General features: G+C 69.7%; 10 protein-coding genes. All 10 read left to right on the top strand.

Annotation, left to right across the window (positions count from 1 at the left end; translation table 11 throughout):
* The first annotated feature begins 372 nt into the window (after positions 1 to 372).
* The 10 genes from OG257_RS07570 to OG257_RS07525 all read left to right on the top strand — a co-directional run bounded on the left by OG257_RS07570 (position 373) and on the right by OG257_RS07525 (position 13634).
* The gene (locus OG257_RS07570) at positions 373 to 1944 is read left to right on the top strand and encodes a pectate lyase family protein (protein WP_329205887.1); all 1572 of its coding nucleotides are present in this window, start codon (positions 373 to 375) and stop codon (positions 1942 to 1944) included.
* A 335-nt stretch (positions 1945 to 2279) separates the two neighbouring features.
* Positions 2280 to 3134 carry a hypothetical protein gene (locus OG257_RS07565; RefSeq protein ID WP_329205886.1) on the top strand — a complete coding sequence of 285 codons (855 nt, stop codon included), beginning with the start codon at positions 2280 to 2282 and terminating at the stop codon, positions 3132 to 3134.
* 657 nt (positions 3135 to 3791) lie between these two features.
* Complete coding sequence (locus OG257_RS07560; protein WP_329214966.1) at positions 3792 to 4583, top strand: ABC transporter ATP-binding protein; 792 nt, start codon at positions 3792 to 3794, stop codon at positions 4581 to 4583.
* 7 nt (positions 4584 to 4590) lie between these two features.
* Positions 4591 to 5565 carry an iron-siderophore ABC transporter substrate-binding protein gene (locus tag OG257_RS07555; RefSeq protein WP_329205885.1) on the top strand — a complete coding sequence of 325 codons (975 nt, stop codon included), beginning with the start codon at positions 4591 to 4593 and terminating at the stop codon, positions 5563 to 5565.
* 2 nt (positions 5566 to 5567) lie between these two features.
* The gene (locus OG257_RS07550) at positions 5568 to 7697 is read left to right on the top strand and encodes an iron ABC transporter permease (RefSeq protein WP_329205883.1); all 2130 of its coding nucleotides are present in this window, start codon (positions 5568 to 5570) and stop codon (positions 7695 to 7697) included.
* Between the two features lie 352 nt (positions 7698 to 8049).
* On the top strand, positions 8050 to 9657 hold the full coding sequence (locus OG257_RS07545; protein WP_329205881.1) for an ABC transporter substrate-binding protein: 1608 nt from the start codon (positions 8050 to 8052) through the stop codon (positions 9655 to 9657).
* Positions 9654 to 10607, top strand: a complete 954-nt coding sequence (locus OG257_RS07540; RefSeq protein WP_329205880.1) for an ABC transporter permease — start codon at positions 9654 to 9656, stop codon at positions 10605 to 10607. Before OG257_RS07545 ends, OG257_RS07540 begins: the two co-directional genes overlap by 4 nt.
* Complete coding sequence (locus OG257_RS07535; protein ID WP_383808507.1) at positions 10604 to 11494, top strand: ABC transporter permease; 891 nt, start codon at positions 10604 to 10606, stop codon at positions 11492 to 11494. The genes OG257_RS07540 and OG257_RS07535 overlap by 4 nt, the downstream gene beginning before the upstream one ends.
* Positions 11491 to 12561: an ABC transporter ATP-binding protein gene (locus OG257_RS07530; protein WP_329205878.1), complete on the top strand. Its 1071-nt coding sequence runs from the start codon at positions 11491 to 11493 to the stop codon at positions 12559 to 12561. The genes OG257_RS07535 and OG257_RS07530 overlap by 4 nt, the downstream gene beginning before the upstream one ends.
* An 86-nt stretch (positions 12562 to 12647) precedes the next feature.
* The gene (locus OG257_RS07525; protein WP_329214962.1) at positions 12648 to 13634 is read left to right on the top strand and encodes an ABC transporter ATP-binding protein; all 987 of its coding nucleotides are present in this window, start codon (positions 12648 to 12650) and stop codon (positions 13632 to 13634) included.
* Positions 13635 to 13678: the final 44 nt, after the last annotated feature.

Here is a 13678-nt window from a genome sequence, read left to right as displayed (position 1 = left end):
GGCGGGAACAGCTGCTCCGGAGTGGCTGCCGGGTGGGGCGGCGGCGTGGCCCGAAGTGTGGCGGTGCGCATTCCGCATGTGACAAGAACCTTGTCAGTCCAGTCGGAGCAGCCCTATCCTCGCGGACAGAAAGCGCTTTCCTCGTTCGCGAGCCTCGTTCCGGTTGATGCGGCTTCCACGGCATCGACCGCGACTTTCGCATGGGCCGGTACCGGCGCGGCGGAACCGTCGGCCCGGCCGTGTCGAGGAGGGCACCCGCAATCGGACCGTCGAGGGACTGCCCAGCGGCAGGACGTTGTCTCGAAAGTTCATGGATATGACCAGCGTACGAGTACCAACACCCAGAGTTCGAAGACGAATCGGGAGATGGACATGAGACGACCAGTCGCACTGCGACTTTCTGCGGCGCTCGCCACGACGGCCCTGGCCGCCGCGGTCGGTGTGGTTGTGTCGATGCCCTCGGCATCGGCGGCAGTGACCGGCAGCGCCACCGGCTACGCGAGCCAGAACGGTGGGACCACCGGCGGGGCGGGCGGGCAGACGGTGCGTGCCACCACGGGCACCGCGATCCATCAGGCCCTGTGCGGTCGGGCCAGCGCCAGCACCCCGATCATCATCGAGGTCGAGGGCACGATCAACCACGGCAACACCGCCAAGGTGTCGGGCGACAGCTGCAACACCGCCGATGGCGTCATCGAGCTCAAGCAGATCAGCAACGTCTCGATCGTCGGCGTCGGCGGCGGAGCCGTCTTCGATCAGCTGGGCATCCACATTCGCGAGTCCAGCAACATCATCATCCAGAACGTGACCGTCAAGAACGTCAAGAAGTCGGGCTCGCCCACCTCCAACGGCGGTGACGCCATCGGCATGGAGAGCGACGTCCGCAACGTCTGGGTCGACCACACCACGCTCGAAGCGTCGGGCGGTGAGTCGGAGGGCTACGACGGCCTCTTCGACATGAAGGACAACACCCAGTACGTGACCTTGTCCTACAGCACCCTGCGCAACTCCGGCCGCGGAGGCCTCATCGGGTCCAGTGAGACCGAGCTCTCCAACGGCTTTGTGACCTACCACCACAACCTGTACGAGAACATCGACTCCCGTGCGCCCCTGCTGCGCGGCGGCATCGCCCACATGTACAACAACTACTACCTGAAGCTCAACGAGTCCGGGATCAACTCCCGGGCCGGGGCCCGCGCCAAGGTGGACAACAACTACTTCAAGGACTCCAAGGACGTCCTTGGCACCTTCTACACCGACGCGGCCGGCTACTGGCAGGTCGCCGGCAACATCTTCGACAACGTGACCTGGTCCGCCCCCGGTACCGACACCAACCCCGCCGGGCCCAACGTGCAGTCCACGACCACGGTCAGCATCCCCTACTCCTTCAGCCTCGACGCGGCCAACTGCGTGCCGAGCGTCGTCGGCCAGACGGCAGGGGCCAACAAGGGCCTGAAGGTGTCGGACGGAAGCTGCACGCCGACGAACCCGTCGCCGAGCCCGACCACCCCCACGCCCGACCCGACGACCCCGACGCCGGACCCCACCACCCCCACGCCGGACCCGACCCAGCCCAGCGGGACCAACCTCAGCCTCGGCGCCGGTGCCGACGGCTCCAGCAAGGCCAGCGGGACGAGCTTCGGCAACGTGCGTGACGGCAACCTGAGCACCTACTGGTCGCCGGCCGGCTCGACCGGCTCCGTCTCGGTCAAGTGGTCCTCCGCCACCACCGTTGCCCGCATCAACATCCGGGAGGCATCCGGTTCCGCGGGCAGCATCGGATCCTGGAGGGTCCTCAACGGCGACACCGGTGCCGTCCTGAAGTCCGGTACCGGCGCGGGCGCCATCGCGGTGCCCAGCACCTCGCTGAGCAAGATCACCTTCGAGATCACCGGCTCGACCGGAACGCCGAAGGTCGCCGAGTTCGAGACCTACGCGAGCTAGTTGACGCGGTCCCGTTGTCCGGGACCACACCATCTGGATCCACCGGGCCTGGAGCAGCGCAAGCGGTAGTGACACCGCGACCGCTACCTGCTGCTGATCACCCGGAACGGGGGCCGTCGCATGCGACGGCCCCCCAATTCGTGTGGGCGGCTGGGCTGACCTGGGCATTCGGGCTCCGGAGCGATGCCTGGCCCCGGGAGGTGGCCGGCCTCGACGGGCGCGGCGGCGAGGTCTTCGGCCTCAACTTGACGACCCTGGCTGACGAGAGCCCCGATCCGCGACCAGAATGACCGATTTCAGGGATGCGGGTCACACGTCTGCTGTACGTTCCTGGCATGGTCACGGGCAAAGTGAGCGAGAACGCGGAGTCGCGCTTCTCCGCTCTTCTGGTCGGCGCAGCAAGGCTTCCGGGCGTGCGAGTCGACAGGGAGGCGTACCTCCGGACGGCGCTGGCCCGTCTTTGCTCGGAGGATGAACTGCGCAGAGCGATTGAGGAGACCCCCGCAGCGGCAGGTATCCCTCTCGCTGTTCTGGACAGGGTGGCCAACGCGTCCATTCGCTACGAAACCGCCAAGGTGAGCGCGCTCTCTGCGGCTGCCGGGATTCCTGGATTCATCGCCCTGCCCGCCACGGTGCCGGCTGATTTGGCGCAGTATGTCGGCCACATGCTGCGCATCGCGCAGAAGCTCGCCTACCTCTACAGCTGGCCCGATCTGTTCTCCGTGGACAACGACGACCTTGATGACGCGACCAAGGGAGTGCTCACGCTCTTCTTCGGAGTGATGTTCGGAACCCAGTCCGCGAACGCTGCCGTGGGGAAGGTGGCGGGGATGATGTCCGAGCAGGTCGCCAAGAAGCTGCCTCAGAAGGCGCTGACACAGGGTGTCGTCTACCCCATCGTGAAGAAGGTCGCTGGGTACCTCGGCGTCGAGATGACGAAGCAGACCTTCGCCAAGTCCGTCTCGAAGGCCATTCCCCTCGTCGGGGCTGCCGTGTCCGGCGGGCTCACCTTTGCGACCTTCCGCCCCATGTCCAGAAGGCTCAAGACGCATCTCTCCGGCCTGGAACTCGCCAAGCCGGTCGGCCAGGTCATCACAGGGGAAGTCATTCGGGACGAGGACCCCCCGACTGCGGACCAGGCGAAGATCCCACAGCCGGGCCGTGAATGGCGTGTCTTGAGGCGTCGGTAGGTAGCGGCTCAGGTCGTAGACGAGGGAGATCAGGCGTGGTCGAGTTCTGCGATCCCGTCGTGGTTGCCAATGGTGTGCCAGTTGCGGCTTACAGTCGCCCCTGCTTGCGGTGCTCTCAACGAAACGACCCAGACCCGGTGTTGGCGTCGGCAGGACGGTCATGGCCGAGCTGGACCTGCGGGCGCTGACGGTGCCGACGCTCCCGGATTGGCGCGCTGACAGGCCGTAAGACCGTCGACTGGCTGGGCCGGCGCCTCCGGGCTTTCGGGTCTGAGCGAGTCATTTGGCTTCAGTTGTCTGTAGACACAGATTTTTTGACGCAGCATCAGTTCTCGCCGTCGGTGCCGACCCCGCCCAACCGAGCCGAACCTGTGCCGCGCTTCGAGGGGGTGCGGCTCCCGTGGGTTCGTGATCCGGGGCCCGGTTTCCGAGGCTGGTGGAACAGGCTGCCGACCGCGGCGGGGTGATGGCCCGTTTCCGGCCACCTGTTCACTCGTGGGGCCGAATTTCACCTTCAGGTTAGGTTAGGCTAACCTCTGCCGGGTGATCGTGACTGCACCCGACCGAGAAGAATCGCCACCGCCTCGCCGCGCCGTGGCAGACCCCGGCGTTCCCGCCGCGGGTACCGCTGCCCCGTCCGGCCTCGCCGCCGTGGGAATCACGGTCGCCTATGACGGCGTCGACGTCGTACACGAGGCGGACCTCCGTCTTCCGCGAGGGCAGGTCACCGCGCTGATCGGCCCGAACGGGAGTGGGAAGTCCACCCTGTTGCGTGCCGTCGCGCGCCTGCACCGGGCTCGCAGCGGGAGTGTGACCGTAGGCGCCGAGGGTGACCCGATCGACGCCCTCGCCCTCTCGCGCACCGATTTCGCCCGGCGTGTCACGTTGCTCGCCCAGAGCCGTACGACCCCGGCCGGCCTCAGCGTCCGCGACGTGGTGGGCTTCGGGCGGCATCCGTACCGCAGCCGTATGCGGGGGAGCGACCCGGACGGGGCGCGGCTCGTCGAGCACGCCCTGGCCGTCACGAACGTCACCGACCTCGCCGACCGCGGCGTCGAGAGCCTCTCCGGCGGCCAGCTGCAACGCGTCTGGTTCGCCTGCTGCCTGGCTCAGGACACCGACGTGCTGCTGCTCGACGAACCGACGACCTATCTCGACCTGCGCTACCAGGTGGAGATCCTGGACCTCATCCGGAGCCTCGCCGACACGCACGGCGTGACGATCGGGGTCGTCCTGCACGACCTGGACCAGGCAGCCGCTGTGGCGGACCGGGTCGTCCTGCTGTCCTCCGGACGCGTCGCCGCTGCCGGAAACCCCGCCCAGGTCTACGAACCCGGGCTCCTGACCGACACCTATGGCATCCGTATCGAGGTCGAACCCGACCCTTCGACGGGCATCCCCCGCACCCGCGCGGTGGGAAGACACCACCTTCGGCTCGAAAGGCCCTGAACTCTCCATGACGACCAAGCACTGGGCATGGCCTGTGATCGCCGGCACCGCGGCGCTGACCCTCGTCGGCTGCGGCACCACAGAGGCACCCAAAGAGGCGTCAGCCTCCGACTCCACGCTGACCGTCACCGACGCACGCGGCACGAAGGTGAAGCTGGACGGGCCCGCCAAGCGTGTCGTCGGCACCGAGTGGAACGTCGTCGAATCGCTCATCACGCTGGGCATCGACCCGGTCGGCGTCGCCGACGTGAAGGGCTACCGGGCCTACGACACCGCGGCGCCGCTGACCGGCGACGTCAAGGACATAGGCACCCGGGGCGAACCCAGCGTCGACACGGTCGCGGCTCTGAAGCCCGACCTCATCGTCGCGACGACCGACCTGCCGGACGCCGCCGTCAAGCAGCTCTCCAAGGTGGCCCCGCTCATCGTGGTGAAGGCGGCCGATGCCTCCCGGCAGATCGACCAGATGACAGACAACGTCACCCTGATCGCCGAGGCCACCGGAACCCAGGACAAGGCCGAGTCCGAGATCGCCGCCTTCCGCAAGAAGCTCGCCGACGGCAAGAAGGAGCTCGCCACCGCCGGCCTCGGCGGCGAAGAGGTCGCCTTCGCGGACGGCTGGAAGGAAGGGAGCCAGGTCTCGGTGCGCCCGTACGTGAAGGGAGCACTGCTCACCGACATCAACACCGAACTCGGCCTGGTCAGCCCCTGGTCCATGAAGGGTGACGCGGGCTACGGCCTGGCTGCGACGGACGTCGAGGGCCTCACGAAGATCGGCGACGCCCAGTTCGTCTACATCACCAACAGCGCGGACACCGCCGACCCGTTCGCCGACGGGCTCAAGGACAACGCCGTGTGGAAGTCGCTGCCGTTCGTGAAGAACGGCGACGTCCACCGACTGCCCGACGGCATCTGGATGTTCGGTGGCACGGCGTCGATGACGCAGTACGTCGACGCTCTTGTGGACGCACTGACCAAGTGAACGTGAACACCCTTACGACGAAGGCCGAGCCTGCGTCGTCGACCGCCCCGACGGAGGACACGCCGTCCGTCGGGGCCGGGCGGCCCGCACGCCGCGGGCCCCTCTTCCTCCTCGCGCTCGGGGCGCTGACCGCCCTGCTCGCCCTGGCGGTCGTGCACATCAGCCAAGGCACGGCACCCGTCGGACTGCGCACCCTCTGGGGCGCTCTCGCCACCCTGTGGACGGACACCGACGGGACCCACCAGGCGGACGCCGTACTGGTGGCATCCCGGCTGCCGCGCCTCGCCGCAGGGCTGGTCGTCGGCTGCGCCCTGGGCGCGGCCGGAGCCGTACTGCAGTCGGTGTCCCGCAACGTACTGGCCTCGCCCGACACGCTCGCCGTGAACGCCGGCGCCTACTTCGCGGTCGTCGCCGTCGCCGCGTTCGGCATCAGCCTGCCGCCCCTCCCGGCCGGTGGCACGGCCATGGTCGGCGGACTCCTCGCTGCCGGGACCGTGCTGGGACTAGCCCGCGCCGGAGCGGGAACCACCCGGCTCGTACTCGCCGGATCGGCACTCACTCTCGGGCTCAGCGGCCTGAGCCACATGCTCCTCCTGCTGCGCGCCCAGCAGACCACCGGTCTCTACGCCTGGGGCAACGGCTCCCTCGCACAGATCGGCATGCAGACGATCGACCGGCTCGCCCCGGTCGCGCTCCTCGCGCTGATCGGGCTGGTCGTGCTCGCCAGGCGGCTCGACATCCTCGCACTCGGTGACGACGGTGCCGTCGTGGTCGGCGTCAGCCCCCGTCTCACGCGGGCAACGGCCGTCGTCCTCGCGGTGGTTCTCTCCGCCGTCTCCGTCACCGTCGCCGGACCCATCGGCTTCGTCGGACTCTGCGCGCCCGCGATCGTCCGGCTGATCGGCGCCAAGGTGCCCGCGCTCGTCCGGCACCGCGCCTTCATCCCGGCTTCGGCGGTGGCGGGCGTCCTCGTCGTGCTCGGCGCCGACGTACTGCTGCGCGCCCTCTTCGGTGCCCAGGCGGGTGCGTCCGTGCCGACCGGCATCGTGACGAGCTTCTTCGGCGCCGTCGTACTCGTCTACCTCGCCCACCGGTCCCGCGGAGGCGGATCAACCGGCCCCGAGGCGGCCTTCGCCCGGCTGCGCAGCCGCCGCGCGTTCGTCGCCACCCTCACGGCGGTGACCACCGCGCTCGTCCTCGCGGTCGTCGCGGCGACTCTCCTCGGCGACGCCCCCCTGCTGCTCGGCGACGTGGGGAACTGGCTCACCGGCCGTTCCGGCAGGCTCGTCACCTTCGTACTCGACACCCGTGTGCCGCGGATCGCCGCGGCACTGCTCGCCGGTGCCGCGCTGGCGACCGCGGGAGCGGTGGTGCAGGCCGTCTCACGGAACCCGCTCGCCGAACCGGGCATCCTCGGGGTCGTCGGGGGAGCGGGAGTCGGCGCCGTCGTCACCCTGACCGCCGTCCCGCTTGCCGGCTTCTGGCTCATCAGCGGATCGGCGCTCGCCGGGGCGGCAGCCGCCGCGGCGCTGGTCTTCGGGCTCGCGGCCCGGCGCGGACTCGAGCAGGACCGGCTGGTGCTGATCGGGATCGGTGTCTCCGCGGGAACGGCGGCGCTGGTCAGCCTGATGATCGTGCTGACCGATCCGTACAACGGGACCAAGGCGCTCGTCTGGCTCTCCGGCTCGACCTACGGGCGGACGTTCCCCGAGGTCCTCCCGGTCCTTGGGGCTCTTGCCGTATCCCTGCCGGTTCTTGCCCTCAGGCGTCGCGAGCTCGACCTCATCGGTCTGGACGCGGACACACCGAGGCTGCTCGGGATCCGGCTCGGCAGCGCGCGGCTGGGCCTGCTCGGCATCGCCGTCGTCCTCACCGCGGCCGCGGTGGCCGCGGTCGGCGTGATCGGCTTCGTCGGACTGGTGGCACCGCACGCGGCGCGTGCCCTGGTGGGCCAGCGTCACGGGCGGGTGCTTCCGGTGGCCGCGCTGATGGGATCCCTGCTGGTGGTCGTCGCCGACACGATCGGCCGTACGGTCATCGCGCCCGCGCAGATCTCGGTGGGGGTGGTCACGGCGGTGATCGGAGCCCCGTACTTCGGCTGGCTGCTGTGGCGGTCCAAGGCCTCGCGATAGAAGAAAGCGTGCGGACAGCGGGTCCCGTCGCTCCCTCGTGCCCCGGCTCAGGCCGGGCCGGGGAAGCCTCGGCGGCCCGCTCCCGCATGTGTGCAGTCACCACGCACCGATTGTCAGGTACCTGACTTTCACCGTGCGCCATCCCGGTTCGGCGCATCCGAAAGTGTCGGGCGACCGGCCCCCACCTGCACAGTTCAGGCAATCCGTGCATCCCTGGGCGACCCGCCCCCGCCGTTACCCGATCGTCAGAATTATCCGTCCGCTATGTGGGAGACCCCCTTGCACTGCGGACTGTATGCGAAATACGGTCTGCGATATTCCCTTGATCACTCCTGGCGGGAGGTAGGCCTTCGTGCGCCGAAAAACGGTAGCCATGGTGGCGGTTGCCCTGGTGTCCCTGACCTCGGGCTGCGCTTCGCTGCAGTCCTCGGCGACCGAGGTCGGCGGTGTACGGAAGACCGATGAACGGTCCGTGCGCGACGGCGGGACCATCACGGTGGCCCTCAACTCGGATCCCGACAAGCTCGACCCCACGCTCGCCCAGACGCTCGTGGGCCGCACCGTCTTCGCGGGCATGTGCGAGAAGCTCTACGACATCGACGAGAACGGCACCCTCGTGCCGCAGCTCGCCGCAGCCCTGCCCACCACCTCGGCCGACGGCCTCACGGTCACGGTCCAGGTGCGTCCCGGCCTCACCTTCAGCGACGGAACGGCGCTCGACGCCGAAGCCGTGGCCACCTCACTGCTGCGCCACCGCGATCTCCCCGGCTCGGCGCGCGGTACGGAGCTCGCTCCGGCCCGCACCATCGAGGCCACCGGTCCGCACACCGTACGGATCGTGCTCGACCATCCCTACGTCCCGCTCACCGGCGTGCTCGCCGACCGCTCCGGGATGGTGATGTCGCCGACCGCGCTGAAGAAGTACGGGAAGAACTTCACCAACCACCCGTCCTGTGTCGGCCCCTTCCGCTTCGTCGAGCGGGTCGGCGGCGACCGGATCGTCCTGGAGAAGGACCCCCACTACTACGACGCCGCCAAGGTCCACCTCGACCGGGTCATCTACAAGCCCATCCCCGACGGCAACGTCAGGCTGGCCAATCTGCGCTCCGGCGACCTCCAGATCGGTGACCAGATGGCCCCGGTCGATGTGCAGAGCGCACTCACCGAGCCCAAGCTCCAGCTCTTCAACTCGCCCTCGCTCGGCTACCAGGGCATCGGCATCAACGTCGGCAACGTCAAGGGCCTCGGCGAGAAGCCCGGGAAGATCGACACCCCCCTCGGCCGTGACGTCCGGGTCCGGGAGGCCTTCGAGCTCGCCATCGACCGCGACCTCATCAACAAGGTCGTCTTCCAGGGCATGTACGAACCGGCCTGCGGCCCGATCTCCCCGCAGTCCGCCATCGCCCCCGGCGTACCGCCGCAGGACTGCCCCGAGCGCGACGTCGCCAAGGCGAAGAAGCTGCTCGAGGAGGCGGGGGTGAAGACTCCCGTCAAGATCGAACTGAAGACCTCCACCACCCCGGAACAGGGGCGCGTCGGCCAGGTCCTCCAGGCCATGGTCAAGGAGGCGGGCTTCGAACTCTCCCTGCGGCCCACCGAGTACGCCACGATGCTCGCCGAGACGGACGCCGGGAAGTACGACGTCTTCACCAGCGGCTGGTCCGGCCGGCTCGACCCGGACGGCAACGTCTCCAACTTCCTCAAGACGGCGGGCGCGATGAATGCCTACGGTCTGGGCGACCCGGAGATCGACAGGCTGATCGCCGAAGGCCGCTCCGTCGCGGACCCGGCCGAGCGCGCCGGCATCTACGACGAACTGACCCGCAAGGTCCAGGACGCCCACGCGTTGATCTACCTCTACCGGCAGAAGAACTACGTCGTCGCCAACAAGAACGTCGCGGGCATCCGCGTCTACGGCGACGGACTGGTGCGCGTCACGACTGCGGGGTACACACGATGACCAAGTACTTGCTGACGCGCCTGCGCCAGTCCCTCATCACCCTCTTCCTCGTCAGCATGGTCGTCTTCGCGGGGATCCGGGCGCTGCCCGGCGACCCGGCACTCGCCCTCGCCGGTGAGGAACGCAGCCCGGAGGCGCTCGCCGCGATCCGCGAGAGCTACGGACTGAACGACAACATCGTCGTCCAGTACGCCCGGTTCATCGGCCACGCGCTCACCGGGGACCTCGGGACCTCCTCCCGTACCGGACTCCCCGTGAGCGACGCCATCGCCCAGGCCCTGCCCGTCACCCTGGAACTCGCCGCGCTCTCCCTCCTCCTCGCGGTCGTCGTCGGCATCGGCGCCGGTGTGGTCGCCGCGGTCCGCCGCGGCAGGCCGGAGGAGTGGCTCGCCAACGCCATCGCGCTGATCGGCCTCTCCATCCCGACCTTCTGGCTCGGCATCGTGCTCGTCCTCGGACTCGCCATCGCCGTCCCCGTCTTCGCCGCCTCGGGCTACGTCCCCTTCGGTACCGACCCGGTCGACAACCTGCGGCGCATGGTGCTCCCCGCGATCGTCCTCGGATCGGGGCTCGCCGCCGTCGTGATGCGGCAGACCCGGGCCGCGATGCTCGACTCGCTGTCCGCCGACTACGTCCGTACGGCACGAGCCAAGGGCCTCTCCCGTCGCGAGGTCATCGGCGGTCACGCCCTGCGCAACTCACTCGTCACCGTGGTCACCGTCCTCGGCCTGCAGCTCGGCCATCTGATCTCGGGGGCCGTCGTCACCGAGCAGATCTTCGTCCTGCCCGGATTCGGCAAGCTCACCATCGACGCCGTCTTCACCCGTGACTACGCGACGCTGCAGGCCGTGGTGCTCTGCACCTCGGCCGCGTACATCCTCATCAACCTGCTGGTCGACGTGATCTATTCGGTCATCGACCCGCGCATCCGGCTCGGAGGTGCCCGGTGACCACAGTTACCCCCTCGCTCCCCGCCACGCCGAAGGTCACCGGGCGGCGTGCCGGCGGCGGACGGCTGCGGGCCCTGCGGAAGAACCGGCTCGCCCTCACCGGCGGGATCATCGCGGCCGTCTTCATCCTGGTCGCACTGTTCGCCCCGCTCATCGCCCCGTACGACCCCTCGCAGCCCGACTTCGGCAACGTGCTCGCGGAACCCGGCGGGGCCCACTGGCTCGGCACCGACGACCTCGGCCGTGACCAGCTGTCCCGCATCGTGTTCGGCGCACGGGCCTCCATGCAGGTCGGTCTCGTCGCCGTCGTGCTGGCGTTCGTCATCGGTGTACCGCTCGGGCTCATCGGCGGCTACTACGGGAAGTTCGCCGACGGTGCGATCTCCCGCCTCACCGACACGATGCTGGCGTTCCCGTTCCTGGTGCTCGCCGTCGGACTCGCAGCCATCCTCGGCCCGTCGCTGACCAACGCGACCATCGCGATCGGCATCTCCCAGATCCCCGCGGTCATCCGCATCACCCGCGCCGAGACGCTGAGGCTCAAGCACGTCGACTACGTCGCGGCGGCCGTCGCCAACGGCGGCGGCGACGGCACCGTGCTCTTCCGGCACATCCTGCCCAACGCCACCTCCGCCCTGATCGTCCAGGCGACCGTCGGCATCCCCGCCGCGATCATCGGCGAGGCACTGCTCAGCTTCCTGGGCCTCGGTGTCCAGCCGCCCGACCCCTCGCTCGGCGTGATGCTGTCCGGCGCCCAGTCCTTCCTGGCCCCGGCCCCCTGGCTGGCGGTCTTCCCCGGCCTGGCGATCGTCGCGGCGACGCTGGCCTTCAATCTGCTCGGCGACGGGCTGCGTGACGTCCTCGACCCCCGTGGAGGAACCCGATGACCGGAACACCCGTGCGCGAACCCATCCTGAGCGTGCGCGACCTGTCGGTGTCCTTCCGCTCCGACACCCGCACCGTGCACGCCGTCGACGGGGTTTCCTACGACCTGGCACCCGGCGAAGTCCTCGCCGTGGTGGGGGAGTCGGGCTGCGGCAAGTCCGTGACCTCGATGGCCGTGATGGGGCTGCTGCCGCCCACCGCACACATCGGCGGCTCCATACGGCTCGCCGGCCGTGAGCTGGTCGGGGCGTCCGAGAAGGAGCTCCAGAAGGTCCGCGGCAAGGACATCGCGATGATCTTCCAGGAGCCGATGACCTCCCTGAACCCGGTCCTCACCATCGGCCGGCAGATCGGCGAGGTGCTCCGCAGGCACCAGGGGCTGAGCAAGAAGGAGGCCAAGGCGCGTGCCGTGGAACTCCTCGAACTCGTCGGCATCCCCGCCCCGTTGCGCCGCATCGACGAATACCCGCACCAGCTCTCCGGCGGCATGCGCCAGCGTGTGATGATCGCGATCGCCGTGGCCTGCGACCCGGCGGTACTCATCGCGGACGAGCCGACGACAGCGCTGGACGTGACCGTGCAGGCCGGGATCCTCGAGGTCCTGCAGTCGCTGCGCGAACGGCTCGGCACCGCCATCGTCCTGGTCACGCACGACCTCGGTGTGGTCGCGGACGCCGCCGACCGGGTGCTCGTGATGTACGCGGGACGCGGCGTCGAACAGGCCCCGGTCCACGACCTGTTCGGCTCGGGACGCCACCCGTACACCCGGGGTCTGCTCGGCGCCGTACTGCGGCCCGGCGGCGAGGGCAAGCGGCGGCTCCCCGAGATCCCCGGCCTGGTTCCCAGCCTCGACACCCAGCCCGACGCCTGCACGTTCGCGCCGCGCTGCGCCCGTGCCGACGACACCTGTACCTCGTCCCGTCCAGGCCTCACCGCCATCGACCTGCAGGCGGGCGCCGACGCGGCGCACCGGGCCGCCTGCTGGCACCCGCACCCCGCGGACCCGGTCGCAGAGGCCGGAGCGCCGGCCGACGAGTCCGCGCGAACCACCCAGGAGGCCGGAAAGTGACCACAGCGCAGACCGTCCCCGCCCCGCGCGGGAGCGACGACGAGAACGCACCCGGCCCTCAGGGACCGGTGCTCGAGATCGACGCCATGGAACGGCACTTCGGTGCCTCCGGCGGCGGTACCGTCCGTGCCGTCGACGGTGTCTCGATCACCATCGGCCGAGGTGAGGTCGTCGGCCTCGTCGGCGAGTCGGGCAGCGGCAAGTCGACCGTGGGCCGCTGCGCCGTGCGCCTCGACGAACCCACCGGTGGCAGCGTCCGCATCAACGGCACCGACATCACCCACCTCTCGCGCCGGGCCCTGCGGCCGCTGCGCAAGGACTTCCACCTGGTCTTCCAGGACCCGTCGTCCTCGCTCGACCCCCGCATGACCATCGGCCAGATCATCGCCGAGCCGCTGAGACTGAACCGGCAGGCCCGCGGGCCCGCCGTGCGCGCCCGGGTGGAGGAGCTCCTCGCCCAGGTCGGCCTGCGCCCCGAGCACGCCGACCGGCATCCGCACGAGCTCTCCGGCGGGCAGCGCCAGCGCATCTCGATCGCCCGCGCGCTGTCCTGCGACCCCGACCTGGTCGTCGCCGACGAACCGACGTCGGCCCTGGACGTCTCCGTCCAGGCCTCCGTCCTGAACCTCCTCGCCGACCTCCAGCGCGACCGCGGTTTCGGCTGCCTCTTCATCACCCACGACCTGGCAGCCGTCGAGTTCCTCGCCGACCGGATCGCCGTGATGTACCTCGGCCAGATCGTCGAGCAGGCCCCGACCGCCGAACTGTTCGCCGCACCCAAGCACCCCTACACCCAGGCCCTGCTCTCCGCCGCTCCCGTCCCGGACCCGGTCGACCAGCGCTCCCGCCGGCGCATCGTGCTCCACGGCGAGCTGCCCAGCCCCCTGGACCCGCCGCCCGGCTGCCGCTTCCACACCCGTTGCCCGCTCGCCACCGACCGGTGCCGCACCGAGGTCCCCGTCCTGCGGGAGCTGCCCGGCGGGCGCCAGGTCTCCTGCCACCTCGTCGACGACGACGGGACCGCCCCGGACGCGGCGGCCCCGGCTGCCGTGGCCCCGGCCGCGGCATCCTGACCCGTCGTCCTTACGATCCGAACAGCGCACCTCACAGCATCACC

It is taken from the genome of Streptomyces sp. NBC_00683 (assembly GCF_036226745.1).
Taxonomy (GTDB): Bacteria; Actinomycetota; Actinomycetes; order Streptomycetales; family Streptomycetaceae; genus Streptomyces.
Note: the sequence above shows the minus strand (reverse complement) of the source record. Positions and strands in the feature narration are given on the sequence as shown.

Bases quoted from the DNA above. Each gene is read 5' to 3' on its own strand.
- OG257_RS07570 (WP_329205887.1), top strand. From the start codon at position 373: ATGAGACGACCAGTCGCACTGCGACTTTCTGCGGCGCTCGCCACGACG.
- OG257_RS07525 (WP_329214962.1), top strand. From the start codon at position 12,648: ATGGAACGGCACTTCGGTGCCTCCGGCGGCGGTACCGTCCGTGCCGTC.
- OG257_RS07540 (WP_329205880.1), top strand. From the start codon at position 9,654: ATGACCAAGTACTTGCTGACGCGCCTGCGCCAGTCCCTCATCACCCTC.
- OG257_RS07565 (WP_329205886.1), top strand. From the start codon at position 2,280: ATGGTCACGGGCAAAGTGAGCGAGAACGCGGAGTCGCGCTTCTCCGCT.
- OG257_RS07555 (WP_329205885.1), top strand. From the start codon at position 4,591: ATGACGACCAAGCACTGGGCATGGCCTGTGATCGCCGGCACCGCGGCG.
- OG257_RS07530 (WP_329205878.1), top strand. From the start codon at position 11,491: ATGACCGGAACACCCGTGCGCGAACCCATCCTGAGCGTGCGCGACCTG.